At 39.3% G+C, this 26,964-nt stretch carries 25 protein-coding genes, 4 tRNA genes, 1 other RNA gene and 1 pseudogene; 26 read left to right on the top strand and 5 right to left on the bottom strand.

Features of this window, described 5'->3' with window-relative positions; genetic code table 11:
• On the bottom strand, positions 1-281 hold a 281-nt coding region (locus TT13_RS11540), incomplete at its 3' end, for a hypothetical protein (protein WP_027699488.1).
• 480 nt (positions 282-761) lie between these two features.
• Between TT13_RS11540 and arcA the strand changes: the two genes are divergently transcribed.
• The 6 genes from arcA (at position 762) to TT13_RS07930 (ending at position 7,399) form a co-directional block, all read left to right on the top strand.
• Positions 762-1,994 (top strand): arginine deiminase, encoded by a 1,233-nt coding sequence (arcA, locus tag TT13_RS07955; RefSeq protein ID WP_027699487.1) that lies wholly within the window; start codon positions 762-764, stop codon positions 1,992-1,994.
• Positions 1,995-2,052: 58 nt separating this feature from the next.
• Positions 2,053-3,093, top strand: a complete 1,041-nt coding sequence (gene argF / locus TT13_RS07950; RefSeq protein ID WP_027699486.1) for an ornithine carbamoyltransferase — start codon at positions 2,053-2,055, stop codon at positions 3,091-3,093.
• 25 nt (positions 3,094-3,118) lie between these two features.
• Positions 3,119-4,597, top strand: a complete 1,479-nt coding sequence (locus TT13_RS07945; protein WP_027699485.1) for a basic amino acid/polyamine antiporter — start codon at positions 3,119-3,121, stop codon at positions 4,595-4,597.
• A gap of 31 nt (positions 4,598-4,628) precedes the next feature.
• Entirely contained in the window at positions 4,629-5,576 is a 948-nt protein-coding gene (gene arcC / locus TT13_RS07940; protein WP_027699484.1) for a carbamate kinase, read from the top strand.
• 100 nt (positions 5,577-5,676) lie between these two features.
• Positions 5,677-6,801, top strand: coding sequence for an aminotransferase (locus TT13_RS07935; RefSeq protein WP_027699483.1), 1,125 nt, complete (start codon positions 5,677-5,679; stop codon positions 6,799-6,801).
• 106 nt (positions 6,802-6,907) lie between these two features.
• Positions 6,908-7,399 (top strand): YbaK/EbsC family protein, encoded by a 492-nt coding sequence (locus TT13_RS07930; protein WP_027699482.1) that lies wholly within the window; start codon positions 6,908-6,910, stop codon positions 7,397-7,399.
• A gap of 146 nt (positions 7,400-7,545) precedes the next feature.
• On the opposite strand, the gene TT13_RS07925 is transcribed toward TT13_RS07930, so the two are convergent.
• Positions 7,546-7,619 (bottom strand) — tRNA-Arg (locus TT13_RS07925).
• 63 nt (positions 7,620-7,682) lie between these two features.
• A complete protein-coding gene (locus tag TT13_RS07920; protein WP_027699481.1) occupies positions 7,683-8,315 on the bottom strand; it encodes a YigZ family protein in 633 nt (210 codons plus the stop codon).
• Between the two features lie 265 nt (positions 8,316-8,580).
• Between TT13_RS07920 and TT13_RS07915 the strand changes: the two genes are divergently transcribed.
• From TT13_RS07915 to TT13_RS07880, 8 genes are all read left to right on the top strand, one after another.
• Positions 8,581-9,651, top strand: a complete 1,071-nt coding sequence (locus TT13_RS07915) for a helicase-related protein (protein ID WP_052348594.1) — start codon at positions 8,581-8,583, stop codon at positions 9,649-9,651.
• Positions 9,652-9,799: 148 nt separating this feature from the next.
• Positions 9,800-10,321: a ComF family protein gene (locus tag TT13_RS07910; RefSeq protein WP_052348593.1), complete on the top strand. Its 522-nt coding sequence runs from the start codon at positions 9,800-9,802 to the stop codon at positions 10,319-10,321.
• 147 nt (positions 10,322-10,468) lie between these two features.
• The gene (gene hpf, locus TT13_RS07905) at positions 10,469-11,032 is read left to right on the top strand and encodes a ribosome hibernation-promoting factor, HPF/YfiA family (protein ID WP_027699479.1); all 564 of its coding nucleotides are present in this window, start codon (positions 10,469-10,471) and stop codon (positions 11,030-11,032) included.
• 110 nt (positions 11,033-11,142) lie between these two features.
• The gene (locus tag TT13_RS07900) at positions 11,143-11,586 is read left to right on the top strand and encodes a hypothetical protein (protein WP_027699478.1); all 444 of its coding nucleotides are present in this window, start codon (positions 11,143-11,145) and stop codon (positions 11,584-11,586) included.
• A 3-nt stretch (positions 11,587-11,589) separates the two neighbouring features.
• Positions 11,590-13,770 (top strand): Tex family protein, encoded by a 2,181-nt coding sequence (locus TT13_RS07895; protein WP_045476986.1) that lies wholly within the window; start codon positions 11,590-11,592, stop codon positions 13,768-13,770.
• Positions 13,771-13,896: 126 nt separating this feature from the next.
• Positions 13,897-13,980, top strand: a tRNA-Leu gene (locus tag TT13_RS07890).
• A 183-nt stretch (positions 13,981-14,163) separates the two neighbouring features.
• Positions 14,164-14,253: transfer RNA gene (locus tag TT13_RS07885), tRNA-Ser, on the top strand.
• Positions 14,254-14,265: 12 nt separating this feature from the next.
• Positions 14,266-14,339: transfer RNA gene (locus tag TT13_RS07880), tRNA-Met, on the top strand.
• A 123-nt stretch (positions 14,340-14,462) separates the two neighbouring features.
• Here the strand turns inward: TT13_RS07880 and TT13_RS07875 are convergent.
• Positions 14,463-15,667: pseudogene (locus TT13_RS07875) on the bottom strand (NADH-dependent flavin oxidoreductase).
• A gap of 113 nt (positions 15,668-15,780) precedes the next feature.
• On the opposite strand from TT13_RS07875, the gene TT13_RS07870 reads away from it, so the two are divergent.
• The 10 genes from TT13_RS07870 to ssrA all read left to right on the top strand — a co-directional run bounded on the left by TT13_RS07870 (position 15,781) and on the right by ssrA (position 25,262).
• Positions 15,781-16,665, top strand: a complete 885-nt coding sequence (locus tag TT13_RS07870) for a LysR family transcriptional regulator (RefSeq protein ID WP_027699476.1) — start codon at positions 15,781-15,783, stop codon at positions 16,663-16,665.
• Between the two features lie 96 nt (positions 16,666-16,761).
• Positions 16,762-18,357: an HAD family hydrolase gene (locus TT13_RS07865; protein ID WP_027699475.1), complete on the top strand. Its 1,596-nt coding sequence runs from the start codon at positions 16,762-16,764 to the stop codon at positions 18,355-18,357.
• Between the two features lie 192 nt (positions 18,358-18,549).
• Positions 18,550-20,112 (top strand): ribonuclease Y, encoded by a 1,563-nt coding sequence (gene rny, locus TT13_RS07860; RefSeq protein ID WP_027699474.1) that lies wholly within the window; start codon positions 18,550-18,552, stop codon positions 20,110-20,112.
• A gap of 391 nt (positions 20,113-20,503) precedes the next feature.
• Positions 20,504-21,163 (top strand): uracil-DNA glycosylase, encoded by a 660-nt coding sequence (locus TT13_RS07855; protein ID WP_027699473.1) that lies wholly within the window; start codon positions 20,504-20,506, stop codon positions 21,161-21,163.
• A gap of 75 nt (positions 21,164-21,238) precedes the next feature.
• Positions 21,239-21,898, top strand: coding sequence for a GTP pyrophosphokinase (locus tag TT13_RS07850; protein ID WP_027699472.1), 660 nt, complete (start codon positions 21,239-21,241; stop codon positions 21,896-21,898).
• Positions 21,891-22,283, top strand: coding sequence for a response regulator transcription factor (locus TT13_RS07845; protein ID WP_082816210.1), 393 nt, complete (start codon positions 21,891-21,893; stop codon positions 22,281-22,283). The genes TT13_RS07850 and TT13_RS07845 overlap by 8 nt, the downstream gene beginning before the upstream one ends.
• A gap of 20 nt (positions 22,284-22,303) precedes the next feature.
• On the top strand, positions 22,304-23,662 hold the full coding sequence (locus tag TT13_RS07840) for a sensor histidine kinase (RefSeq protein ID WP_027699471.1): 1,359 nt from the start codon (positions 22,304-22,306) through the stop codon (positions 23,660-23,662).
• 51 nt (positions 23,663-23,713) lie between these two features.
• Positions 23,714-23,851 carry a hypothetical protein gene (locus TT13_RS11330; protein ID WP_190279647.1) on the top strand — a complete coding sequence of 46 codons (138 nt, stop codon included), beginning with the start codon at positions 23,714-23,716 and terminating at the stop codon, positions 23,849-23,851.
• A gap of 372 nt (positions 23,852-24,223) precedes the next feature.
• On the top strand, positions 24,224-24,727 hold the full coding sequence (locus tag TT13_RS07835) for a hypothetical protein (protein ID WP_027699470.1): 504 nt from the start codon (positions 24,224-24,226) through the stop codon (positions 24,725-24,727).
• Between the two features lie 168 nt (positions 24,728-24,895).
• Positions 24,896-25,262: a transfer-messenger RNA gene (ssrA, locus tag TT13_RS07830) on the top strand.
• A 176-nt stretch (positions 25,263-25,438) separates the two neighbouring features.
• On the opposite strand, the gene TT13_RS07825 is transcribed toward ssrA, so the two are convergent.
• Complete coding sequence (locus tag TT13_RS07825) at positions 25,439-25,699, bottom strand: zinc ribbon domain-containing protein (RefSeq protein WP_027699469.1); 261 nt, start codon at positions 25,697-25,699, stop codon at positions 25,439-25,441.
• A gap of 339 nt (positions 25,700-26,038) precedes the next feature.
• On the opposite strand from TT13_RS07825, the gene TT13_RS07820 reads away from it, so the two are divergent.
• Both TT13_RS07820 and TT13_RS07815 read left to right on the top strand, forming a co-directional pair.
• On the top strand, positions 26,039-26,317 hold the full coding sequence (locus tag TT13_RS07820; RefSeq protein ID WP_027699468.1) for a hypothetical protein: 279 nt from the start codon (positions 26,039-26,041) through the stop codon (positions 26,315-26,317).
• A 17-nt stretch (positions 26,318-26,334) separates the two neighbouring features.
• A complete protein-coding gene (locus tag TT13_RS07815) occupies positions 26,335-26,934 on the top strand; it encodes a TrmH family RNA methyltransferase (protein WP_027699467.1) in 600 nt (199 codons plus the stop codon).
• The last annotated feature ends 30 nt before the right edge of the window (positions 26,935-26,964 follow it).

Here is a 26,964-nt window from a genome sequence, read left to right as displayed (position 1 = left end):
AAGCTCAGTAGCGCCAAAAGTAGTTGGAGGATCGCCTCCTGCGAGGATAGGACATCGCGATGCAAAGTAAAGGCACCCGCAAGGGTGTCTTTTTTTTGCGCTATTATAATTGTGTCGCCATTATAGTTATTTTTTCCAAGTAAGTGACTAAGATTTATTATACATTTATATTGACTTTGCCTAGTAATAATCACTAAAGTTAAAGTGGATAAAAATTGAATAAAATGAATAAGATAGACAACATCTGATTTTTGTAAAAACTTTTTGATAGCTATGCTCATAAATTAGGTCAACAATTTATTGAATCCTGTGTGAACTTAAAAAATAAGTCGAATTATCTTGAATAATAAAATTTAAAAATGATTAGTGATTTATTATAGAAAAATGATACACTGATGAAAGTTACATAAATTAAAAAAGTTAATTTAAGCTAGTGTTATCTAATGAAAACGAAAAAAACCTAATCTTTGAAAATTTAATAATTTGTGAAAATGAGAAGCATTGTTTTCTTAAATTTTGTCTTGAATTAATCAAGAGAAATTCAAAACACCTTGGCATAATAACCTTTGTACCCATAAATAAGTTTAATTGCATATTTGAAAATTTATGCAACTATCTATGATAAAGGTAAATCTATGAAAAGAGAGGTGTTGATTTTTGAAAGCATAATCCTATAATAATATCTGTAAGCGGTTACAGATGGCGATCACTTAACATACTACTTAATAATTAATTTTCATATTGAAAGGATGTACTAAATCATGGCTCAAGCAATTAACGTTAACTCAGAGATTGGTAAGTTGAAGTCAGTTCTTTTGCACCGTCCAGGAGCAGAAGTCGAGAACATCACACCTGATACAATGGAGTCATTGTTGTTCGATGATATTCCATTTTTGAAGATTGCACAAAAAGAACATGATTTCTTTGCCCAAACTCTTCGGGATAATGGAGCAGAAACGCTTTATATTGAGGATTTGGCAACAGATGTTTTTGCTAAGGATACCGCAGTTAAGGACGAATTCTTGACCCGTTTCCTTACTGAAGCAGGCTACAAGCATGGCCGTACTTTTGATAGTTTGAAAGAGTATCTAGAGGGTCTAGAGACTAAGGAGATGGTCGACAAGATTTATGCCGGAGTTCGTAAGAATGAACTTGATTTGCAACGTTCAGTTTTGTCAGACTTAGCTGGATCAGATGCAGCCAACCCATTCTACTTGAATCCACTACCAAACGCATACTTCACTCGTGACCCACAAGCATCTATGGGTGCTGGTATGACGATTAATCGTATGACATTCGCTGCTCGTCAGCCTGAGTCAATGATTACTGAATACATTATGAAGCACCATGAGCGCTTTGCTGGTACACCAATCTGGCGTGACCGTAACCACACAACGCGGATTGAAGGTGGTGACGAATTGATTTTGAGCAAGAACGTTGTTGCAATTGGAGTTTCACAACGTACTTCATCAAAGTCAATCCAAGCTTTGGCTAAGGAACTATTCAGTAACCCACTATCAACCTTTGACACAGTATTGGCAGTTGAGATTCCTCATAACCACGCAATGATGCACTTGGATACAGTGTTCACAATGATTAATTATGACCAGTTCACAGTCTTCCCAGGAATCTTCAGTCAAGATGGTAATATTAACGTCTTTGTCCTAAAGCAAGGTAAGGATGGCGAAGTTGAGATTAACCGGATGTCAGACCTTGGTAAGGCTTTGAAGCAAGTTTTGAATTTGTCAGAGCTTGATTTGATTGAGACTGGTGATGGTGATCCAATCGTTGCCCCACGTGAGCAATGGAACGATGGTTCAAACACATTAGCAATTGCTCCAGGTGAGATTGTAACTTACGATCGTAACTATGTATCAATTGAATTGTTGAAGCAACACGGTATCAAGGTTCACGAAATTCTTTCTTCAGAATTGGCTCGTGGTCGTGGTGGTGCTCGTTGCATGTCACAACCATTGTGGCGTGACGAAATCTAACCAGCTTAGTATTAGATAAATTTACCCAGATAAAACAAACAATAGGAGATATTTAAAAATGACAGAAGCAAAGATTAACTCAGTTTTCCAAGGTCGTAGTCTACTAGCAGAAAAGGATTTTACACCTTCTGAGATTCAATATTTGGTTGATTTTGGTCTTCATTTGAAGGCTTTGAAGCAAAACCACATTCCACACAAGTACCTTGAGGGTCAGAATATTGCTTTGCTTTTTGCTAAGACGTCAACGCGTACACGTTCAGCCTTTACAACTGCAGCAATTGATTTAGGTGCTCACCCTGAATACCTAGGTGCAAATGATATCCAACTTGGTAAGAAGGAATCAGTTGAAGATACTGCGATTGTTCTAGGTTCAATGTTTGATGCAATTGAATATCGTGGCTTTGCCCAAGAAACTGTTGAAGGTTTGGCAAAGCATGCTGGTGTACCAGTTTGGAATGGTTTGACTGATTTGTGGCACCCAACTCAAATGATTGCCGACTTTATGACAGTTAAGGAAAACTTTGGTCACTTAAAGGGTGTAACTTTGGTTTACGTAGGTGATGGTCGTAATAACATGGCTAATTCACTTTTGGTTACTGGTTCAATGTTGGGTGTAAACGTGCACATCGTTGCCCCAGATTCATTGCACCCAACTCAAGAAATCATGGATCTTGCTAACGGTTACGCAGAGAAGTCAGGCGCAAAGCCATTGGTTACATCTGATATTGCTGAGGGTGTTAAGAACGCCAACGTTATTTACACTGATGTTTGGGTATCAATGGGTGAGTCAAACTGGGAAGAACGTGTTGAGTTGTTGACACCATACCGTGTAACAATGGATATGTTGAAGTTGACAGGAACACCTGACGAAGACTTAATCTTTATGCACTGCTTGCCAGCCTTCCATGATACTGAGACTGAGTATGGTAAGGAAATCAAGGAGAAGTACGGTCTAACTGAGATGGAAGTTACTGATGAGGTCTTCCGTTCAAAGTACGCACGTCAATTTGAAGAGGCTGAGAACCGGATGCACTCAATTAAGGCAATCATGGCAGCAACCGCTGGAAACCTATTCATTCCAGCAGTTCCTGAAATCTAAAACAGCATAAGAATGGAGTAGGCAGATGGATACAGAGAACAAAAATGGTATTGGTCTCCTCTCCTTGGTAGCCCTGATTGTTTCAGGTGCTATTGGAGGTGGAGTATTTAATCTATCAAATGACTTGGCAACAGGTGCAACGCCGGGCGGTGTGATTATTTCTTGGATGTTCATTGGATTTGGGATTCTAATGTTAGTTTTGAGTTTGAATCACCTTGTTGTTAATAAGCCTGAATTATCAGGGGTGTCAGATTATGCGAGGGCAGGTTTCGGTGACTTCGTTGGATTCTTATCCGGTTGGGGTTACTGGCTATCAGCTTGGGCTGGAAATATTGCCTTTGCGGTCTTAATGATGACATCATTTAACTACTTTTTCCCTGGCATCTTTGCCAATTCAAATGGTAGTTTGACCTTGTTTGCCGTGGTCTTTGTATCGATTATCTCTTGGCTTTTGACAATCTTGGTTATCCAAGGAGTTGAATCAGCCGCAGTAATTAACGCAATCGTTTTGATTGCTAAGTTGATTCCATTAGTAGTCTTCATGATTACTGGAATTATCCTCTTTAAAGCCGGTGTTTTTGGCGCTCACTTCTGGCAGAACTTTAGCACAAACGTGAACGCTGATGGTGTGATTAAGAGTTTGTCATTTACTGGAATGACTGGTGGTGACTTATTCAAGCAAGTACAAAGTTCAACAATGGTAATGATTTGGGTCTTCGTTGGTATTGAAGGTGCTGCAATGATGGGTGACCGTGCAAAGCGTAAGTCTGATGCTGGAAAGGCAACAATCTTAGGCTTGGCTAGCTTGCTCTTCATCTATGTATTACTCTCACTACTACCATTTGGTTTCTTAGATCAAAAGGACTTGGCTAACATGGGTCAACCTGGTTTGGTTTATATTATGAAGTCAATGGTTGGTGGCTGGGGTGGTTCATTGATGGCCGTCGGGTTAATCATTTCATTGCTCGGGGCATGGCTATCATGGACAATGCTACCAGTTGAAGCAACTTCGCAATTAGCTGACCAAAAGCTACTACCAAAGTGGTTCGGTCAACTAAACAAAAACAATGCGCCAGCGCATTCATTGTGGTTGACTCAAGTTTTCGTTCAGATTTTCATCATTATTACCTACTTCGTTGCGGGTGCTTACAACGTCTTTGTATATCTATGTACAGCGGCGATTATGATCTGCTACGCCTTAGTTGGGGCGTATATGATGAAGGTGGGAGTTGAGGAACGCTCAACTTCACGGACTTTGATTGGATTCTTTGCTTTGGCCTTCCAAGTGCTTGCATTGTATCTATCAGGTTGGCAGTTTGTTTGGATGGCATCAATCCTTTACACGATTGGAATTGTCTTCTATTACCGGGCCAAAAAGGAAAATCAACGGACCATCTCACAAGGTGAATGGATTGCGATTGTGATTGTAATCATTTTAGCCTTAACAGCTTTGTATGGTTTGGTTGCTAACGAATTTGGTTTGCGAGCATTACTTGGTTTGTAAAAATTACTTTATAAATAGTAGGTGAATAATCATGGTTAGACGTATAGTTGTTGCCCTAGGTGGTAACGCGATTTTAACAGACGATCCTTCAGCAGTGGCACAAGAGCATGCTTTGGATTTGACAGCTGAGCAACTTATTCCATTAATCAAGAATAACGATGTTGAAATGGTTGTTACACATGGTAACGGTCCACAGGTTGGTAATTTGTTGCTACAACAATTAGCAGCTGACTCACCAAAGAATCCAGCGATGCCACTTGATACTGACGTTGCAATGACTGAGGGTCAAATTGGTTTCTGGATGAGCAATGCCTTTACTAAAGCATTGAACAAGAATGGTATGGGTCAAGTTCCAGTAGCTGCGGTCGTGACACGAGTAGTCGTCGATAAGAATGATCAGGCTTTCGAGAATCCAAGCAAGCCAATTGGTCCTTTCTATACGGAAGCTGAGGTAGCTGAGTTAAAGGCTGCGCATCCTGATTGGCAAATGGTTGAAGATGCAGGTCGTGGCTATCGACGTGTCGTTCCATCACCAAAGCCAGAACGGATTGTTGAGGCTGAGGCGATTAAGCCAATGATTGCTGCTGGAGTGTTGACGACAGTTTCTGGTGGCGGAGGAACACCTGTCATTGAAGTTGAAGACGGCTTTGCCGGTGTTGAAGCAGTTATTGATAAGGATTTCTCAGCAGCAAAGTTAGCTGAGTTGGTCGAAGCCGACGATCTTTTGATTCTAACTGCGGTAGATAATGTGTTTGTTAATTTCAACAAGCCAGATCAAAAGAAGCTCGAAAAGGTGACCATTGCCGAAGCTGAGGCGTACATTGCTGAGGGACAATTTGCTAAGGGTTCAATGTTGCCTAAGGTTCAAGCCGCAATTGAATTTGTAAAGCGTACGGGTAATCCAGCAACAATTACGTCTTTGGAAAATGTTGAAGACTTTATTGCTAACGGAACTGGTACACAAATTATTCCAGGCTAAGAGGAATACTAACATAAAGGTTGGGGTAAGACCCAACCTTTTTTGTATTATTATGATTTTTACTGTATATTTATACTAAATAACCGATTGGAGTAGTCTTATGGAAATTGCAGGTTTTGGTGTAGAAGAATGGTTGAATGTTTGGGAGAAGTCAGCAAAGTACGATATTGCACAATCGACAATCGCATCAATGAAATTGGCCGATATATTAGCTTTGGAGCCTGACCAAGGCGCAGCTTTCTTAGATAAAATGATGCAAACTAAATTTAACTATGGTTGGATTGAAGGGTCACCTGATTTTAAAACGGAAGTTGCAAAGTTATACAAAAAGATGCCAGCGGATAATATTTTAGCAACTAATGGTGCGACTGGTGCCAATCATTTGGTGTTATACAGTCTAATTGAGCCCGGTGACCATGTGATTGCTGAGTATCCTAGCTACCAACAACTCTATGATATTCCTAAGTCTTTGGGTGCAGAAGTGGACTACTGGAATATCTATGAAGAAAATGACTGGTATCCACGAATTGAAGAGTTAAAGGCGATGATTCGCCCTAACACAAAGATGATTACTTTGAATAATGCAAATAATCCAACCGGAACAATTCTAGATGCGGACTTCTTAAAAGAAGTGGTGGCGATTGCCCGCGAAGTTGGAGCATATGTGCTAGTTGATGAAGTCTACTTACCTTTGGAAGAAAACAGTAACTATCTACCAATTGTTGATCTTTATGAAAAGGGTATCTCAACTAATTCGATTTCAAAGACTTACTCAGTACCAGGAATCCGGTTAGGTTGGGTTGCTGCAAATGCTGAATTGGCTGATATATTCCGTAAGTATCGAGATTATACAATGATTTGTGCGGGGGTCTTTGATGATGCACTAGGTGCGTTAGTACTTAAGCACCGAGACCAAGTGTTGGAGCGTAATACGGCCCTAGTTAGCCACAACCTCGAAATCCTTAAAGAATGGGTTGAAAATGAGCCAGCAGTTTCAATGATTTATCCTAAGTCAGTTTCAACAAGCTTTGTAAAGTTTAATGATTTAGATCCAGATAAGACTGAGGACTTTGCAATTAAGTTGCTACAGGAAAAGGGTGTCCTAATTGTGCCAGGTAATCGCTTTGACCTGCCGGGACATGCGCGAATTGGCTATTGTACTGATGAAGCAACCTTGCGAAAGGGGCTTACTGCTTTATCAGAGTTTTTACATGAGTACAAGTAATTGCTGCGTATAATAATAAGAGGCGTAGCAGAAAAAAGTGTATAAAAATTAATTTATTTGTCCTTGGGTTTAGAAGTAGACAATAGTTTGAGAGGTTGAGGAACATATGCGTAGTTTTGCAGAGGTTGAAGCATTAATGGCAAAGCTGGAAATACCATATGAAATTGTGGAACATCCAGCTAGTCATTCAACAGCGGAGTCAGATTCATATATTGTAGGACATGAAGGATCGCGTTCAAAAAGTTTAGTTTTGGCTAATAAGAAGTCAACGCAATTTTATATGTTGATTATGGACGATGACCGTGAAGTAAACATGGAAGAAATGGGTGAGCGGTTGGACGTAAAGCGGCTCCACCTAGCTTCGGAACAACGATTACAGGACATGCTCGGCTTAACACCAGGGATTGTATCATTCTTTGGCCTTGCGGGCACTAACTATGATAATTTCCATATTTATTTTGATCGGTCAATGTTGGAGCAGAATAAGATTATAACGTTTCACCCAAATGATAATACCAAAACGATATTTTTTGCGATGGATGATTGCTTTAAAATCTTAGATGCTTTTGGATATGCTTACGAGATTATTGATTTTTAAGGTATAGCCAGCGGTAGCGATATGCTACCGCTGTTTTTATTTGGTTGAGTTTGTATTTATGTATAAAAATACGGTGAAGCGTTTGATATTTTAATTAGTTTAAATAAAAAAAGAGCCGACCAATTGGTCAGCTCTTTTCTATATTATGCACCTAGCAGGAGTCGAACCTGCAACCTTCTGATTCGTAGTCAGACACTCTATCCAATTGCGCTATAGGTGCAACACTTAACAACAGAATTAATTATACACGAGAAATGAATAATAACAAGTGTTTTTTGAAAATTTATTCATTATATGGTCGCTCAGCGAATATTTCATCGCCCAACGTGAATTTAATTTGTCCCTGTGTCAAATTGGTTAGAGCGTTTTGGACGGCCGCAACTTCACTATCGGTGACCGCAATTGTCAGCTCAACTTGATCAGTGTAATTGATTGTAGGGGTGCTTGGTTGATGTTCACTGAGCCAGTACTGTACTTTGTCGATAAGATTATAGCCAATCGTGAAGTGGAGCTCACGCTGTAAAATACGTTCAACTAACCCGACATTGGCAAGCGTATCAGCAGGCGCACCCGCGTAAGCGCGGATAAGCCCACCAGCACCAAGTTTAATCCCACCAAAATAGCGGGTAACAACGGCGACAACATCATGAACTTGATTCTTTTTAAGCACTTCTAAAATTGGAACGCCAGCGGTACCTGAAGGTTCGCCATCATCTGACATGCGCTGGATTTCATCGTTATCACCTAGCACGTAGGCAAAAACGTTGTGATTGGCACGGTAATGTTCTTTACGAATCTGAGCGATAAAGGCTTGGGCTTCTGCCTCATTATGGATGCGGGCAAGGTGCGTAATGAAACGGGATTTTTTGATAATTAGTTCTTGGGTAAATACGTTTTGGGAAATCGTTAGATACATTTTTAGCCTCTTTTTAGAAAATGGAGTCTTGTTAATTTGTGGAAGGGAGGTGGTGTCTTTGGACCGTCAATTATTATCGGGGCGTTTAGTTGCTGTTAATTCATTATACCTAAAAGCTTTGTTTGACCCAAATGTTGAAATTACACCTGCAATCAGGGGTGGGATTTGCCAGCGCTGTTGGACAAAATTAGACAAGGCTTGGTGTTTACCAACAAACATAAGTTATTGTTGAACTTGTGCTAATCTTGGTCGGCTCGATAGTACGATGTATTTATTACATCATGCAGAGTTACATGATTTTTCATCTGAACCAATTCTAAAGAATTGGTCAGGCCGGCTAACCGAACAGCAAGAACTTGCAAGTAAGCAATTGAGATTAGCAGTTAGTGAACAAAGAGCTAGCTTAGTAGAAGCAATTACTGGTGCCGGTAAGACTGAAATATTGTTTGAAAGTCTAGATTATAGTCTTAAAATTGGCTGGCGTATTGCACTACTATCACCAAGAATTGATGTTTTATGCGAATTAGCACCGCGATTACTGCAAGCCTTTAAAGGTCTTGATATTTGTTTATTACACGGTAAAAGTAGTCAGCCCTATCACTATAGTCAGTTATTATTAGCGACAACACATCAAATTTTACGTTTTAAAGCAGCATTTGACTTGATTATTATTGATGAAGCTGATGCCTTCCCATTGATAAATAATCAAACTTTATGGCGAGCGATTGAAAGGGCTAAATTGCTAGGTGCTTGTACGGTCTACCTCACGGCAACCCCTAATTGGCAGCTTAAACAAAGCGCTGATAGACGGATTAAACTTTTCCGGCGTTATCATGGATATCCATTAGTAAAGCTTGAAGTTTTTATTACTAGCGATTGGCGAAAGGCCCTGCCAGTTAAGCTAAAGGAATATTTAATTGATAACCAAGCAAGTGCACAGCAGCTATTACTATTTGTACCAACGATTGCGGATATTCGTTTGGTTTTAGAACAATTGAAGGAGCAATATGGTGAGCAGATAGTAGGTTTACATGCGGCTGATACAGAGCGGTTAGAAAAGGTTGCTGCCTTTCGATTAAAAGAAATAACCATATTAGTAACAACGACAGTGCTTGAAAGAGGGGTAAGTTTTTCAAATGTTGACGTTATAATTTTGGGTGCCGATGAAGCTGTATTTAATTCGGCAACCCTAATGCAGATTGTTGGTCGTGTCGGCCGGCATCAAGATTATCCCAATGGTCGTGCATGGGCTTTTGTTAAGGAACATACCTGGCGTTTAAAACAGGTATGCAACAAAATAAGAAGGATAAATCGAATTGGTCGGCAAAATCTGTGAGTTATGTAAGAATCCATTATTAATTGATTGGAATTTGACAGATTTTTTTAAATTAAAAGCCACTAAGTTACCGCTAATTTGCCAAACTTGTCAGCAAAGCTTTCAAAAAATCACACCACCATTTTGTGAATTTTGTAGGGGTCAATTAATGGCAGAACGGCAAGTCTGTCATGACTGTTTAATTTGGCAAAAGAAGGGTAGACAGTTATTTATAAATCATGCCTTATACCAGTACAATGAAACAATGCGCCAATATTTTCAATACTATAAGTTTCAAGGTGGGTATCATTTGAATCAAGTTTTTAAAAATGAGCTGCAGACCGTAGTTCAGACCATTGGCGCTGATTTGATTATTCCAATTCCAATAAGTGCAAACACCTATTTGCAAAGAGGTTTTAATCAAGTAATTGGTTTGTTAGCTGACCTTGAATTGCATGAGTATCTGCTATGTAAAGCAGATAAACAAACACAAGTACAAAAAAGTCGCATCGAGAGACTAAAAAGTTCACAACCTTTTTTTATAGTAGAAAGAGTAAAGAAACAACTTAGTGGCAAGAAAGTTTGCCTAGTTGACGATGTTTACACAACGGGAACCACTTTACATCATGCTGCTAAATTATTAGATTTAGCAGGAGCAAAGACTATCTACACAGTAACTTTAGCGCGTTAGTTTCTTTGAAAATAGTTGAAAAGGCTTTCAAGAGAAGCGAATTTGCCTTATAATATAGTTACAAAAGGAAGCAGATAGTACTTTTGAAAGCCGGCGGTATTATGTTATTTGTAGTAGCCCGGTAAAAAAATGACAGGAGAGAGTATTATGCTAGAATTTAAGGTACGCGGAGAAAACATTGAAATCACTGATGCAATCAATGATTATATCGTAAAGCGTTTGTCACGCTTGGAGCGTTATTTGAACGACGATGCTAACTACATCGCACGAGTAAATGTACGTTCATATAAGGAGCGGACATTTAAAATCGAGGTAACAATCCAATTACCTTACCTTTTGTTGCGTGCCGACGATACACAAACAGATTTGTATCAAGCAATTGACTTTGTACTTGATAAGTTGCAACGTCAAATTCGGAAGCATAAGACAAAGGTCAACCGTAAGTCACGTGAGAAGGGCTACAAGGGAATTGAGAGTGCTGTTTTCCCTGAGTTAGAAGATGACTCACCAGCAGAAGATGAGGATAATTTGGAAATTGTCCGGACCAAGCATATTGCGTTAAAGCCAATGGATGCTGAGGAAGCAGTTTTGCAAATGGAATTGCTAGGTCACAATTTCTTTATCTTTGAAGATGCTGAGAGCGGTTTGACCGAAGTTGTTTATAAGCGTCGCGATGGTAAGTATGCCTTGCTTGATACAAGCGCAGAATAATTAATCTTAAAAATTAAAGCCAGCCTAATTTTGGTTGGCTTTTTACTTTGTATTTATCGCTTAATGTATAATACTAATTGGACAAATTTTATTAATGAGGAATATAACAAATGGTTAAATCAAAGTTTTTATCAATGCAACAATATCTACAACAACTAACTGGCCTAGTTCAGGAGACAGAGAAAGCAGGAGAGCACGTTGCACCTTTCTTTGAAAAGCTTGATGCAGCGATTAAGGCAGATAGTCTTAGTGAAATGCCTGCAGCTGAATTTAAAGAAATCGCAGCTGAATTCGATGATGTAGTTGAGCTTTACCAAACAACTAGTCAGCAAATGGCTGCCTTAAAGGCGCCAGCACGTTTGTTGGGTAGCCATGCCAGTTTGACTAAAGTTTTTACACAGTATACCGCAGCTACAGAAATGATGGCAGCTGCTTTGGATGTAAAGGACCAAACCGTTGATATGTCAGCTTTTAATCAATCAGAAGCTGATCAAGATGCATTAATATCAAAGTTTTATGGGCAAGTGCAACGTTTAATGAGTACAGGAGTTTAAATTATGGTGGAAATCAATCAAGATTTAGTGATTGATGTCGTAAAAACAGTTGCGGCTGAATTGACTTTGCCATTTAAGTCAGTTGAAGCTACTAGTACAATGCTAGCTGATGGAAATACAGTGCCTTTTATTGCGCGTTATCGTAAAGAGGCAACTGGAAACTTAGATGAAGTACAGATTCGTGATATTCAACTGGTAACCAAACGATTGAATGAACTAGAAGCACGTAAACAAACCGTCTATCGAGCAATTGTCGAGCAAAATGCAGTTACACCAAGTTTAATGCAGGGCTTAATTGCAGCTAGTGATTTACAAACTGTTGAGGATTTATATTTACCCTACAAACAAAAACGGCGGACTAAAGCTACGATCGCTAAAGAAGCTGGTTTAATGGGCTTGGCAAACTTTATTCAACGTTTTCCAGCAAGTGGAATTGAGGCTGAGGCTGAGAAATATCTTAAGCCTGAGACAGATATTAATACAGTTGAAGATGCTTTAGCAGGCGTCCATGAGATTTTTGCAGAAGTAATTGGTGAAAATGCTGGGCTAAGGGATTGGGTCCGTAAATTTACACGTAATAACGGACGCTTAATTGCTAAGCAAAAGCGGGCGAGTGCGGATAAAGATCCACAAGCAATTTTTCAATTATATTATGACTTCAGTCAAACGATTAAGAATGTAGCTAATCACCAAGTCTTGGCGATTAATCGTGGCGAAAAAGAAGCGGTCCTTACAGGTAGTATTGATGTAGATAGTGATGCTATTTTACGCTACCTTAAGATGCGGCTTGTTGGTGTTAAGACTGGCCAAGCGGCTGATATTTTATTAGCGGCAGCTAAAGATGCTTATAAACGTTTTATTGGTCCCGCCATTGAACGGGAGCTCCGCAAGGAGTTACTAGAACGCGCCGAAGTTGATGCAATCAAGGTTTTTGGTAAAAACCTGTATCATTTGCTAATGGCGGCACCTTTACGTGGCCGTGTGGTCTTAGGCTTTGACCCAGGTATTCGTACTGGGTCAAAGTTAGCAGTTGTTGACCCGAACGGTAAGTTTTTAGCTAAGGCAACAATTTATCCACATAAGGCTCAAAAATATGATCCTAAGGCAGCCCGCCAAACGATTATTGATTTGGTCAATAAATATCAAGTTACCTTGGTAGCAATTGGTAATGGAACCGCTTCGCGTGAATCACAACAGTTTATCGCTGACATTATTCAGCATGATTTACCAAAGTTAAATTATGCAGTTGTCAATGAATCTGGTGCATCAGTTTATTCGGCATCTGATTTAGCACGGGCTGAATTTCCAGAACTTCAGGTGGAACAACGTTCAGCAATTTCAATTGCCCGCCGGCTACAAGATCCAATGGCTGAATTGATTAAAATTGATCCGCAGGCTGTTGGTGTAGGACAATATCAACACGATTTACCAGTAAAGGAATTGAGCACGGAGTTAGATGCTGTACTTGAAACAGCGGTAAATCAAGTTGGCGTTAATCTAAACACAGCTTCACCACAGTTATTGACACATATTGCTGGATTAACGAAGACTACTGCGGCTAATATTGTGGCTTATCGAGATGAACACGGCCAGTTTGACTCACGGGTGGAATTAAAAAAGGTTGCAAAATTGGGACCAAAGGCTTTTGAACAAGCCGCTGGCTTTTTGCGAATTCCAGACGGTAAAAATCCGTTAGACAACACGGATATTCACCCAGAGTCTTATCCAATTGCTAAGGCCTTGTTGGCAGAAGTGCAGGGTGATGTGAAGGCATTGAATCAATTAGTAACAGCTCAAAAAGCAGCTGAATTTGGCATTGGTTTGCCAACGCTAACGGATATTGTGCAATCACTAAATAATCCGGGCCGTGATTTACGGGATGCTGCGCCAGAAGTGATTTTGCGGTCAGATGTACTAACAATTGCTGATTTGAAGTTGGGGATGCAATTACAAGGAACAGTACGCAATGTTGTAGACTTTGGCGCCTTTGTTGATATTGGTGTGCATGAAGATGGGTTGGTACACATCTCAAAAATGCCGTTTGAAAAGAAGGCCGGACGTAACCGCCAAAAACTGGATCCACAGCAACTGGTAGCAGTTGGTGATATTGTAACTGTATGGGTTACCGAAATTGACCCACAACGTGGTCGGATTGGTCTATCAATGATTAAGCCTAAAGATTAGGCGCAAAGTATAAATTAAACCAGTTAGGCTTACAGTAATGTGTCTAGCTGGTTTTTTTAATAAAAAAGCTGATTGTCAAAGTTAAATAAATTTGATAAGATAATAGACGTGTTGTTAAGACATTTAGCGGACGTGGCGGAATTGGTAGACGCGCAGGATTAAGGATCCTGTGGTAGCAATACCGTGTGGGTTCGACTCCCACCGCCCGCATAAAGTTGACTCCTAGCTGACCTACGTTAGGAGTTTTTCTTTTGGGCTAGTATGAGAAGTTTACGAACGGGTTAGTAGCTAGTTACTTACCGATTAATATAATTATTTATGTTAGCAATTATTGATGTTGACAAGTAATCAATAAAACTGTATTATTAGTTTTGTTGGTTACGAAAAACTAATGGAGATATACCCAAGTCTGGCTGAAGGGAACGGTCTTGAAAACCGTCAGGTCGGGAAACCGGCGCGGGGGTTCGAATCCCTCTATCTCCTTTTCTTTATTATCGCGGGTTGGAGCAGTCTGGTAGCTCGTCGGGCCCATAACCCGAAGGTCGTAGGTTCAAATCCTACACCCGCAATCAGCAAGGACTATACATTTATGTATAGTCCTTTTTTATTTAAAACGAAAGGACGCATAATTGCTAGATCAAAATCTAACGATTATGCGCCCTTTATAGGTAATGAGCTTTTTGGCAGTTTAATTAGTCATTTCCTAAATATGTTTTACTGCGTTTAGTTGTTTCATAGGGTGCCATTGTTTTTGAATAGTCAGCCTGTTCTTTAGGGTCAGTTGAGATACGTAAAGCTTTACGGAAGCCAACTAATAAGAAGCGTAGGAAGGGTGACTGAATACCAACAACTCAGCATCAGCTAGTGAAAATTCATAGCGAATACTTTGCTCATCATTGGCAATCACCTTACGCACCCAATTAGGTTCACGAATCATTTCCAAGCCCATAACAGCGAAAGTGGCCCCATCTGCTAAAGCCCGGTCTGCATCGGCAGGAGTTACAATTTGACCAGCAATGAAAAGTGGCATCGCATCGCCAACTTGTTTAACAAACTTACTTAGAATGGTTTCTTGATCAGCCTGGTTAAGCAAAGAGGTCCGCCAAGCATAGCCAAGCGAAATACTTAGATAATCAAGGGGTAGTGCTTTTAACTTTTCGACCAAAGCAAAAGTGTCTTCTAAGGTGATGCCAGGCTCTTCAACCTCTTCAGGTGAAATTCGGTAACCCATGATAAAGGGACGGTCAGCCTTAGCTGCGATGACTGATTGTACTTCTGCAATTACAGCTAGTGGGAAGCGCATCCGGTTTTCTAGATTACCACCCCACTCATCATCACGTTGGTTTGAGTTAGGTGAAAAGAATTGTTGAATTAGGTAAGTATTGGCGCCATGAATTTCAACACCGTCCCATCCAGCTTCGATTGCCCGACGCGTTGCTTCACCAAAGTTTTTGATGGTCTCTAAAACTTCTTGTGCATCAAGTGCACGAGGAGTTTCATAGCCATCGCGAGGTGCACGATTGGCTGAGGCACTTACAATTGAACGACCACGAAGAATTTTAGTTGATGAAATTCGGCCAGCATCAAAAATTTGCAAGATGGCCTTTGAACCACGGCTCTTGATTGCGGCCGCTGCATCACGAAGGCTGGGGATAAAACGGTCATCATAAGCGCCAAACTCACCTTCAAAACCTTTTCCAAGTGCTGAAACATGTGAAGAACCAGTAATAATCATGCCAGCGTCGCCGGAATGAAGGCGATACCAGGCTAATTCAGCTGGTGAGACGGTTTCATCTTGATTACCCATTGTTTGGGTCAAGGGCGCCATTACGATTCGATTACTAACGGTTACGCCACTTTTGAAAGTGTAAGCCTTTAAAAAATTATGTTCGGTCATTGTCATAGTCCTTTTAAATTAATTTAACAATCATATTGTGCACTTTATCGCAAAATATGTGAAATTCCGAATTAGTTATATAATTATGCTATCTGAAACAGGAGGTTTAGCTGATGGATCAAGGACAGATGCGCCAAGTACTGACCTTAGTAAAAGAGGTTGGAAATTTATCAGTTGTAGCAGCACGTTTATATCTTACGCAGCCTTATATTACCCGTTCAATCCGGCAGGCTGAAGAACAGTTGGGTAATGAAATTTTGCAACGGACACATCAACCATTAACCTTAACTTACGCTGGTGAACAATATTTAGCGTATCTAATTGAGGCTGATCAACAAGCACACAACTTTACACTACGTATGCAGCAGTTAAATAGCAGGGCTAAGCAAGTTTTACGAATTGGCATGAATGAGGCCCTAGGTGAATTACTGCTACCTAAAGTGGTTGCAGATTTACGGACTAATTATGCGGGCTTACAGATTATTGTTGAAGAATTAACAACAAGACATGCACAAAATAAATTGTTAGCTGGTGAACTGGATATTTTTATTGGGATGCCAGTTGAAACGAATCAAAAGTTGGCTCAATTAAAGTTAATTGATGACCAAGTTTATTTTGTTGCTGCGCAAAAGTGGTTTTTAGACCATACGGTGAGAGATGCACGACTTTTTGAATTAGTTACCCTACCAAGCATAACTAATTATCAAAAAATTATTGATCGCTACTTAGCTGAGAAAGGGCAGTTACGCGTCAGTTTAATTGAGGTACCTAATTTTATAACTGCGGCAAAAGTTGTTATGGGTGGTACTGGCACAGCAATTTTACCAGGCATCTATATAAAGAACTTTGCTAGTCAATTAGCTGCCAATCAATTTAGCTTCCAAGCGTTTCCTGATTTTAAAATGCCATTAGGGTTAGCATATCAAGCAAATGCAATTCCCTTAGTTAAAGAATGGGCGCAAGCAATTCAAACAAGCTTAGTGCCAACAATTAAATAAAGTTTTGCCCCTGACGGCGGGCTTGATTTGGGGAATACTATTTTTTTTGGTATGCTTGTAATAATTAAAACTGGTTGGAACCAGAGGAGCACAATTATGAAACGAATAGGTCAAATTAAATTTATCTGGACGGCAGTTATTGCTATTATTTTAGCGATTGGTGCAGCCTTAGTTTTGCCATTATTGTTAAACCAAGCTCCTTTAATTCAACTTCCTTGGCCAAATACAAAGTATCTAGTCTTTGCTTTAGCTTTCATACTGAATTTGTATTTTGACTATGAATTATATAAGGCGGTTCGGGTACAACGCTCAGTTTTGGGCGGTACAAGTTTAATTGCAAGTTTAGTGTTACAATTTGCTTGGTTATTGGCAGTCGGCTACTTGTTGTTAGTTCAGCCAATGCGCCAATTTATTTTGGTAACGATGACCTTGCCACTTTACCTTCTAGGAATCTTTGTATTAGCGATTACCTTGGGGATTATGCAAAGCCAATTGGGACAGATTAAAATCACTTCCGCACAAACGCATTCTTTGCAACGGTGGAACTACATAATTATGTTGTTTTGCCTTTATGCACTAATATTTTTTGGCTTAACAACTAACTGGATTACGGGTGTAACAATTGCAATTGCCACTGGTTTAATTGTTGATCCGGCTTGGACTGCTCAAACAGCAGGGGCATACCGCCAATGGGTCTTTAATGGGCTTGCCCGTAAAGGCGTTGTTTTAAAGGATGATCAAGATTTAATTACCGACTTACGTAAGGTAAAAAATGTGGTCATTGAAAAATCGGGTCTTTTAACCTCACCAGGTGTGTTAATTCGAACCGTACAAAGTTATGATGACCGTTATTCCGATTTTGATATTTTAGGAATTGCTACAGGTCTAGTTAGTGATAAAAGAAATTATGATTATCGGTCGCCCCTAGCGATTGCAATTAAGGCTTATGCGGATGCTAAGGGAGTTTTTGCCAGCCAAGTTTCTGAGCCCGAGTACCTACCAGAAATTGGTGTAAGAGGAGTTATTAATAATCAGCGATTTGCTTTCGTATCAGCGACTTACGCCAAAGGACGTTATGATATTAATGAACGCCATTTTGGTCAGATTAACGCCTTGGGTAATTCAGTGAGTTATGTAATTGAAGGTGAGCGGGTAATTGGGGTAGTGGCCTTTCATGCACCAGCTAACTATTCAATTATGACTTTGGATAAATTTTTCTTGGCACGTGGAATGCAACTGCATGTAATTTCGGCGGATACACGTGGTTCAGTTGAAGAAGTTACCCAGATTATGAACTCTGTGGTTGAGGCGGAAGCCAATATGGCACCGGCAGATAAGCTTGCTAAGTATCAAGAATTGTTAGCTGTTGAGAATACAATTTTAATTACTAACCAAGAAACCACCGGTGATTTACCAAATGCTTTGGTAATTGGGGTTGGGGATGCACCACAAAAGCCAGATATTAAAATCTGGGCAATTGAAGATTTACCTAGTTTATGGGATGCCAGTGATCAATTGTTACGTGCTGATCGAACTGTTATGTATCGGGTAGCGGTATTAAACCTAGTGCTGTTAATTTTAGCGGCTGGCGTGGGTATCTTATTAGTCAATTGGTTCTTTATTGCGCCAATTGTTGCTGTAATCGTGCGCTTAATCATTACAATTTTTTGGCGATTAACTGCGAAAAAATAATTTAAAAATTAATAAAAGTAATATATGTCGTTAGACGGAGCAAAAGCCGATTTAACGGCATTTTTATATGTTCTTAAGCCTGTGTATAAGTTGACAGGACTATACTTTAAGCCTAAAATAAAATTTGTGTTAATAAGCGCAAAATTTATAAAATACATTTCATGATGACATGAGAATGACAGGAGCAAAATGATGGATATTTCATTTGTGATTCTGCTGTCGCTTGTCGCAATCGTAATCGGTGGGGTGCTTGGCGCACTTGTGACGAAAGTCCGCACAAACCATGCTTTGGAGCGTGCCCACCAAACTGCTTCAGATATCACGAGTCAAGCTGCATTAGATGCCGAAAACAGTAAAAAAACTGCTTTGGTTGAGGCGCGTGACGAAAGCCAACGTTACCAAGATCGCATTGAGCGTGAATTACAAGAACGCCGTAGTGAGGTGAAAGCCTCTGAAGAGCGCTTGGTAAGTCGTGAGTCTGTTTTAGATCGAAAAGATGCTTCGCTTCAAAAGCGTGAAGAAGTTATTTCCGCAAAAGAAGTGAAGCTAGATCAGCAACGGCAAAGCGTTACTGATCAACAAAAACATGCGGAAAAGTTAGTTGCTGAACGGGAAGAAACCTTGGTTAAGGTGGCAAGTATGTCACATGACGAGGCCCGTGAGCTAGTTTTGACAGAAACGCGCGATGCCTTGTTAAAGGAGCGTGCGGTTCTAATTAAAGAGAGCGAAGAGCAAGCTAGTGCAGAGGCGGAAAAGCGTGCAAAGAACCTTGTTGTGCAAGCAATTCAACGATCTGCAGCTGATATGGTTGCTGAAACAACCGTGTCTGTTGTTACTTTACCTAACGATGATATGAAGGGACGAATTATCGGCCGTGAAGGTCGAAATATTCGAGCGATTGAAACGGTTACTGGAATCGATTTGATTATCGATGATACGCCAGAGGCCGTGGTGTTGAGTGGATTTGATCCAGTCCGACGTGAAATTGCTAAGAACGCCTTGGAAAAATTGATTGCTGATGGACGGATTCATCCTGCTCGTATCGAAGAGATGGTTGAGAAGGCTCGTAAAGAGATGGATGAGCATATTCGTGAAGTCGGTGAACAGACAGTCTTTGACTTGGGCATTCATAATTTGCATCCGGACTTAATCAAAACCGTTGGTCGTATGAACTATCGAACTAGCTACGGTCAAAATGTGTTAGTTCACTCAATCGAAGTCGCAAAACTCACTGGCATGTTGGCTGCCGAGTTGGGCGAAGATGTTACGCTTGCTAAGCGCGCAGGATTATTACACGATATTGGAAAGGCGATTGACCATGAAGTTGATGGCTCGCACGTTGAACTTGGTGTCGAATTGGCTACTAAGTACGGCGAGCGACCTGTTATCATCAATACAATTGCATCGCACCATGGTGATGTTGAACCTGAGTCAGTAATCGCTGTCTTGGTTGCAGCAGCTGATTCGATTTCAGCAGCTCGACCAGGAGCACGTTCAGAGTCACTAGAAAATTACGTACAACGGCTACAACAACTTGAAACTATTGCTAATGGATTTAGTGGGGTCGAAAAGTCGTTTGCAATTCAGGCCGGACGTGAAGTACGCGTGATTGTTGAACCAGCAGCTGTTTCTGATTTGGAAACAACAGTAATTGCACGTGATATTAAGAATCAAATCGAACATGATCTTGATTATCCAGGTCATATTAAGGTTACAGTTATTCGCGAATCACGTTCAGTTGAATACGCTAAATAAATTTTAAGCTCTTAGTAGGTAGTTTAACTTACTAAGAGCTTTTTATTTTTAAAAGTTGTTTACAAATTTGTAGAAAGCGCTTACAATAATAAGTGTAATTTTATAGCACTTACAAATTAAGAATTGTCTTTAGACAAGCGTACAGTATATTGATTCTGTGAAACGAAATACTTCTCCTTCAGATCTGATTAACCGTGTATGGCGTATCAGAATCATATATCTCAGCTAAAAATATGACAGTTCACAAAAACATAGTAAACAACACTCTTTCACGTAATTTGTAAGATTATGGCTATTAAAATACTAAAGCGCCCGCAAAACATGTGGACGCTTTTTTTAGTATAATAGATAAAAGTATCATGGTCAGACGAGCATGAGTTAAGGGGTAATCATGGAAAAGTTAGACTGGACAGGTCCTTTGCGTGCAAAATTAGACGCAACGTATTTTGAAAAATTGGTGGAGTTTATTAATCAACTTTATCATAGTCAGAAAATAGTTTATCCAGCGGAACAAAATATATTTAAAGCAATTGAAATCACAGCCTTAGCTGATACGAAGGTGATAATTGTCGGCCAAGATCCGTATCATCAGGCTGGTCAAGCCCAAGGACTGGCTTTTTCAGTTCCAGACACAATGATCGCGCCACCTTCTTTACGCAATATTTTGACTGAATTAGCCAGTGATTTAGGACAGGAGCGTAATCATCATGATTTGACTCCTTGGGCCGAGGAGGGAGTCTTGCTTTTGAATACGGTTCTAACGGTTGAAGACTCTAAACCCAATATTCATCGTGGCAGGATATGGGAGCCGTTAACAGATGCGATTATTGAAGCTGCATCAGATGATGATAGACCAAAAGTCTTTATCTTATGGGGGCGACAAGCTCAAGATAAAGCACGGTTAATTAATCAACATAAACATCTAATTGTAAAATCGGCGCATCCATCGCCTTTGTCGGTATATCGTGGCTTTTGGGGCTCACAGCCTTTTTCAAAAACTAATCAGTTTTTACAAACGCATGGACAAAAGCCGATTGATTGGTTGCGATAAAAGCTAGAATTACAATTTATTTTAAGTTTTCTCTGGCAATATGAATAAAATGAAGTAGTTAAGAGATAGGATAATATGGAAAAAGAATACTTAAATGCACGTTTCAAACCGGAAGAATTTGAACGCTTGAAACGTGATATGGTCCAGTATGAGAGTGCCTTGGCGGTTGTTAAAACACAACTTGATAATATTAATGCTTATTATAATGCTTACGAAACAATTAATCCCATTGAACATATTAAGGCGCGAATCAAGGCGCCAGAATCAATTGCGGGTAAGTTAATGAAAAAAGGCTTACCAGTTACCGCTGATGCAGCGCAAGCAGAATTATCTGACATTGCTGGGATTCGGATTATTAGCTCATACGCTAAAAATATCTATGAAATTGCAGAAGTGATTAAAAACCAGCCTGATTTTACAGTTATTAGCGAAAAGGACTATGTGACTAACCCTAAACCAAGTGGTTATCGAAGTTATCATTTGATTGTTGAGGTGCAATTAGGCAGTCTCTTTAATAACCAACGGCGACGAGTTGAAATTCAATTGAGAACACAGGCAATGGATTTTTGGGCAACCTTGGAGCATAAAGCTCGGTATAAGTATCGGGGTGAAATGCCAGCGCCACTTGCTGAAGAATTACAAAATTCAGCTGGCCAAATTCATGAACTTGATGAGCGGATGTACTTAATCCATGAATTACTTGATTTGATTAATGAGGGAGAAAATAATGACTAAGAAAATTTATATTGCAGATGATGAAGACAATATTCGCTTAGCAATTAAAGCCTTTTTGGAAAAGGCTGACTTTGAAGTTATGGACTTTGCAACTGGGGATGCCCTGTTAGAACAATTTAAAGTCGAACCTAGTGATTTTGTGATTTTAGATGTGATGATGCCTGGCTCAAATGGCTTTACAATATTACGGGCTTTACGTGAACAATCAACAGTACCAATTATTATGCTAACAGCTCGCGATAGTGATTTAGATTATGCGACTGGGTTAGATTTGGGATCAGACGATTACTTTACAAAGCCTTTCAGTCCAATGGAGTTAGTAATGCGCGTAAAAGCAATTTTTAGACGCATTGAATTTGAGGAAGAGAAGCATAGTAAAGCTTAATTTAATGAAGCGAGGGAATTATGCCTAAGAGAAGAATTCAAAGCCTTAAAGCACGAATGCTAATGGTCAATATTGGTTTCGTGCTATTAGCGTTTGCGATTGTAATCGGCGCTTTTAATGTGGTCATGGATACTTATATTAAGAGTACAACGACCGAGCAACTTTTAACGGTGGTTAATTACGCAGATACTAGCACAACGGAAGCCCAGCCAAATCAAAATGTTGTAGATAATGCGCCACGTGGAATTTTTAATACACATCCCTCATCATTTACGATTAAGCAAGACAATACAGTTACGACTCCGACGGGAACTTCAAAATTGGACCAAACAATTTCAAAGCAAATTGCTGACGCTCTTGAGACGGATAATGTTAATTTGAATCATTTGCATAATTATCGTTTTGTAGTTAATAACCGGACTTTTTATCTTGAATCAAGTAAAACTACTAATAATGAGACCCTGATTGTATATCTTGATATTTCGGGAATCACTAACTTTTCAAGAATGGTCAACTTTATTTTGATTTCAGTTGCTGGTGTGGTAATTCTTTTGCTTTCCTTAGCAGTGACGTTAATTACTGGTAGAATTGTTAAGCCTTTGTCTGACTTGGCACAATTTGCTAGCCGAATTGGTAAGGGTGATTTTACCCCTCTAGATGAAAATTTTGATAGCCAAGAGTTAGCAACCTTGGCAACCGCTATGAACACGACGGCTAGCGAATTAAAAAATAGTGAACAAAATCAACGAACTTTTTTTCAAAATGCTTCTCATGAACTGCGCACGCCACTCATGGCAGTTAAAAGTTACGCCGAAGGTATTGCCTATGATGTAATGGAGCCTAAAATGGCGGCGAAGGTTATCATGACCGAAACTGATCACATGAGCGAATTAGTCGAGGATCTTTTGGCAAGTTCGCGACTAGCTGATTTAAGCCATGAGCAAAAAATGGTCATGACTGACTTACGTGAATTAGTTAAAGATGCAGTTATGGAACAACAACCAATTGCAGAGAAGGGAGCTTTGAAATTGGCTTTCAAGGTTCCTAATCGTGTAGTTAAGCTGCCAATTAATTATAAAGCGATGTATCGAGCTCTAAGTAATCTTCTATCAAATGCTCTGAGATATGCTGATACAACAATTGAGGTAACTTTACAGCAAACAAAAAAAGAAATTACGCTGTCAGTGGCCAATGATGGTGCAGCAATTGATCCAACTGAGTTGCCACATTTATTTGAGCGTTTTTATAAAGGCCGAGGTGGACTACATGGAATCGGGTTAGCAATGGTTAAGTCAATTGTTAATCAACATGCTGGTGAAATTACAATTGAACGTCATGATGACAAAACGTATTTTATAATGCACTTTAATCGTGACTAGCGAAATAATACAGGCACTTATGAACTGGCTTATAAAAGAAAGTGATGAAGAATGAAAGACCAACGTATAATGGATTGGCTAGCTGCAATTGAAAATCCTAAAAATCAAGCACATTTGAGTGAAATATTTACTTGGATTAATAAGAGCTATCCACAACTTGAAGATGCCTTTAAATGGCGAATGGCATAATTCCTTGACCATGGTGTTTTTATTATTGGTTTTGATTGTGCGAAAAATTGGCTGACGGTTTCATTAGAAGACGAGTTTGATCATTTTGCCCATGAAATTGACCAGTCTGGGTATCATCAGACGCCGAAATTAATGCGGATTGGTGCTGATGAACAAGTTGATTATCAACTCTTGGCTAAGATGATTGATTGGCAAATTGAGGGTAAAAAGGATATGCAGTCTTTTTGGCGACCAAAGCATTAAGGGAAGTTGTATCAGCTAGGTAGCTTGCTAAATTCTGATATTAGTCAATTTAAGTAAGAACTTTCGTTAGTAGTAAAACGAGTGTATAATTACGAAGTTTTTAAATCTACCTAGAGAAGAGTAATTTTTATGAATTTGAATAATGTTAGCCTAGCTAATTTATTTTTGGGTTTATTATTTCTATTATGGATGGTACGACGTCAGTTAACTGCCCAAATTTTAACTTTTAAAAGTCGAACATTCATTATTATCATGATTATTGGGGTCTATGAATTTCTCCAAGTGAAGCATTTGACGTTTAATCAGGGGTTTTATTGGTTTTTTGCACTATCGTTAGTTAATGTTATTGTTTTTGGCTTTCTTAGAGCGTTATCAACTCATTTTTGGATTAATGATGATGGTTTAATCATGCGCCAAGGTAACTGGATAACCCTAGTTTTGTGGATTTTAACGGTTACTGCACATCTGGGAATTGATCGATTATGGACTAGCAGCGGAACTACTGCTTTGATCTATTTGGGAGCAACCTTATTTGTTCAGCGTGGTGTCACTTGGCATCTCGCTAGCAATAAATACCCAGAATTGATTGAGAACAATCGGCAGTTCAATCACAAAAGTGAACCTGCTAAGTAGTAGTAATTACTAAAATAAGTGAATTATAAAAGGCTAGTTAGTGGAGTAATTACGCTAACTAGCCTTTACTATTTAAAAATACGTCAGCTAAATTGTCTGTAATTTCATTGGTGGAGAAAGTTCGCATGATTGTTAAAAATAAGTTATACTATTCAGTACGGTACTAACGGGGTCGTTACGGAATCGACTGGCATTGTTCGTGCTAAAATTGCGTTTAGGGGTTGTGGCCCTATAATCCACTCAGACAGAATAACTGCAAAAAATTCAAACAAAACTTACGCTTTCGCTGCTTAAAAACCAGCAAGTGTTGCCAAAGTTAAAGGTAATCGCCCTTTAATCTTGGTCTAAAATTTTGCGATTTGCGCAAAGTGGCCTTTTGTCTGGAGACACTTTGAAGAGGACAAGCAGACTAGCTAGTGCGATAGCCTTGTTTATCGGCGTACAAACTAGTGAATTTTAAATTGGTAGACTACGAACGTAGATGTTTTAGTTACGAGATGTTAGGACAGGGGTTCAACTCCCCTCGGCTCCATTTTCAAAGGTTTTAGATGTTGATAAATTAACATCTAGAGCCTTTTTTGTTGTTATATCAACGTTTATAGCTAGACAATCAATCAAAATCACCGGATTTCATGAATAAAACCGCCAACTCAAATGGCACTATAAGGTGTATCAATTAAAAAGGTCTAAATAAATTAGACCTCAATTTGCTTATTTGCTGAACCGGTCAGCTTTTTTCAGCATTGATGGATAAAACAGTTTCATGAAGAACTTTGATAATAAGTTTGAATCTGATTCATCAATTCCTTTTTTACCGAGAGCAACCATCTCATTAAAAGTGATATTCGGATTTGTAAATGCGCCTTTTTGGTAGCAAAGGTTGCAATATACAGTGCTCAGTGTTCCGTCTGCATCTGTTCCTTGATTTGTAGTTGATAGTGGCATTGCGCAACTTTGACAAAACTTATTCATAATGACCTCCTAATAGCTTTTAACGTGGTTCACAGTTTTGCACGTAGTAATCAAGGATGCAGACACCATAAAAAACCACCTATCATGCGCGTAATGATAGGTGGTCAAATAGCGCGTTAGTCTTAATTAACAATTATCTAATTACTCTAGCCCGCAGTATTTTGAATAACTCTATTATACCTAACTTTGGCTAAAATGTGGAATTTCCGCTCATTTAATAAATTGATAAAGTAAGCTAGTTGGTTTAAAGCTTATTTTCTAACTTGAAGTTAAACGTTTTTTCCGCTATGCTTACAGCTAGAGTTTTACTAGTATTTTGGCGATTTGTGAGGATCTAAAATGCCGATAACTGTTTTTGCTTTCAGTGTATTCTTAGCTGCTTGTGCAAATTTAATTTTATTCATTAACTTGCCATCCGACATGATGCGTTGGTACGGTTTCTTTGCACAATTAATTTTAATTATGACCGCATTGCTAGTTTTGATTAGCTCTCGTGATTTACCAAAGGTTAAACTAACGGGTGGAAAGCTGCAACGGTTAACTAAAAATGAATGGATTATTGTGATTGAACTGTTATTAACAGTTATAATTGCGCTTTGGATGTTTATTACGCTATAAGAGGAGATGAATAATTAATGGCTGATATTGACCTATCAAGAAGTAACGACTATCGTAATGTAACAGATGAATTTAAGTCCTTTGAAAATGATGAGATTCGGGCCGCTTTGGACGGGCGTCGTGGTAAATTAGTAACAATTTTACAAAATCTATCCCATGATTTTAACAAGGGAACGGCAATTCGAAATACAAACGCTTTTTCTGGTCGTAAGGTGATATTCCTTAATTCTGAAAATCGAACGGTGGTTGATAGTAAGGAGGGAGTCAAAAAATATGACACCCGTGGGGCTGTTGGTGCACATCACTATGAACATATCGAGCACCATGTAATTACGGATTTTCAAACAGTTTTTGATGAATTGCATGGCGAAGGATACACAATTTTTGCAGTCGATAATATACCAGAATACAATCCTGAAAATGTTTTTGATGTTGAATTTCCGGAGAAATCAGCATTTGTCTTTGGTGAGGAGCAGCTAGGGCTAGCGGATGATATTATCAAAGCAGCAGATCGGATGATTTATTTACCGCAGTCTGGTTCAGTCCGTTCGCTAAATGTATCAGTCGCACATGGAATCATCATGGCGTTTTACACTAAACAGCACCGCTATAATTAACAGTTATCACTTTTACTGTAAGGTAGGGAA

The sequence above is a fragment of the Weissella oryzae SG25 genome, from assembly GCF_000691805.2.
Classification (GTDB): Bacteria; Bacillota; Bacilli; order Lactobacillales; family Lactobacillaceae; genus Weissella; species Weissella oryzae.
This window is presented reverse-complemented; position numbering and strand designations above follow the sequence as displayed.

Excerpts from the sequence above, each read along its gene's own strand:
- TT13_RS07865 (WP_027699475.1), top strand. The coding sequence starts at position 16,762 with ATGAAACGAATAGGTCAAATTAAATTTATCTGGACGGCAGTTATTGCT.
- TT13_RS07930 (WP_027699482.1), top strand. The coding sequence starts at position 6,908 with ATGCGTAGTTTTGCAGAGGTTGAAGCATTAATGGCAAAGCTGGAAATA.
- TT13_RS07945 (WP_027699485.1), top strand. The coding sequence starts at position 3,119 with ATGGATACAGAGAACAAAAATGGTATTGGTCTCCTCTCCTTGGTAGCC.
- TT13_RS07825 (WP_027699469.1), bottom strand. The coding sequence starts at position 25,699 with ATGAATAAGTTTTGTCAAAGTTGCGCAATGCCACTATCAACTACAAAT.
- TT13_RS07920 (WP_027699481.1), bottom strand. The coding sequence starts at position 8,315 with ATGTATCTAACGATTTCCCAAAACGTATTTACCCAAGAACTAATTATC.
- TT13_RS07820 (WP_027699468.1), top strand. The coding sequence starts at position 26,039 with ATGCCGATAACTGTTTTTGCTTTCAGTGTATTCTTAGCTGCTTGTGCA.
- TT13_RS11330 (WP_190279647.1), top strand. The coding sequence starts at position 23,714 with ATGAAAGACCAACGTATAATGGATTGGCTAGCTGCAATTGAAAATCCT.
- TT13_RS07870 (WP_027699476.1), top strand. The coding sequence starts at position 15,781 with ATGGATCAAGGACAGATGCGCCAAGTACTGACCTTAGTAAAAGAGGTT.
- TT13_RS07815 (WP_027699467.1), top strand. The coding sequence starts at position 26,335 with ATGGCTGATATTGACCTATCAAGAAGTAACGACTATCGTAATGTAACA.
- hpf (WP_027699479.1), top strand. The coding sequence starts at position 10,469 with ATGCTAGAATTTAAGGTACGCGGAGAAAACATTGAAATCACTGATGCA.
- TT13_RS07900 (WP_027699478.1), top strand. The coding sequence starts at position 11,143 with ATGGTTAAATCAAAGTTTTTATCAATGCAACAATATCTACAACAACTA.
- arcA (WP_027699487.1), top strand. The coding sequence starts at position 762 with ATGGCTCAAGCAATTAACGTTAACTCAGAGATTGGTAAGTTGAAGTCA.
- TT13_RS07840 (WP_027699471.1), top strand. The coding sequence starts at position 22,304 with ATGCCTAAGAGAAGAATTCAAAGCCTTAAAGCACGAATGCTAATGGTC.
- TT13_RS07910 (WP_052348593.1), top strand. The coding sequence starts at position 9,800 with ATGGCAGAACGGCAAGTCTGTCATGACTGTTTAATTTGGCAAAAGAAG.
- rny (WP_027699474.1), top strand. The coding sequence starts at position 18,550 with ATGGATATTTCATTTGTGATTCTGCTGTCGCTTGTCGCAATCGTAATC.
- TT13_RS07845 (WP_082816210.1), top strand. The coding sequence starts at position 21,891 with ATGACTAAGAAAATTTATATTGCAGATGATGAAGACAATATTCGCTTA.
- arcC (WP_027699484.1), top strand. The coding sequence starts at position 4,629 with ATGGTTAGACGTATAGTTGTTGCCCTAGGTGGTAACGCGATTTTAACA.
- TT13_RS07855 (WP_027699473.1), top strand. The coding sequence starts at position 20,504 with ATGGAAAAGTTAGACTGGACAGGTCCTTTGCGTGCAAAATTAGACGCA.
- TT13_RS07895 (WP_045476986.1), top strand. The coding sequence starts at position 11,590 with ATGGTGGAAATCAATCAAGATTTAGTGATTGATGTCGTAAAAACAGTT.
- TT13_RS07850 (WP_027699472.1), top strand. The coding sequence starts at position 21,239 with ATGGAAAAAGAATACTTAAATGCACGTTTCAAACCGGAAGAATTTGAA.
- TT13_RS07935 (WP_027699483.1), top strand. The coding sequence starts at position 5,677 with ATGGAAATTGCAGGTTTTGGTGTAGAAGAATGGTTGAATGTTTGGGAG.
- TT13_RS07835 (WP_027699470.1), top strand. The coding sequence starts at position 24,224 with ATGAATTTGAATAATGTTAGCCTAGCTAATTTATTTTTGGGTTTATTA.
- argF (WP_027699486.1), top strand. The coding sequence starts at position 2,053 with ATGACAGAAGCAAAGATTAACTCAGTTTTCCAAGGTCGTAGTCTACTA.
- TT13_RS07915 (WP_052348594.1), top strand. The coding sequence starts at position 8,581 with ATGTATTTATTACATCATGCAGAGTTACATGATTTTTCATCTGAACCA.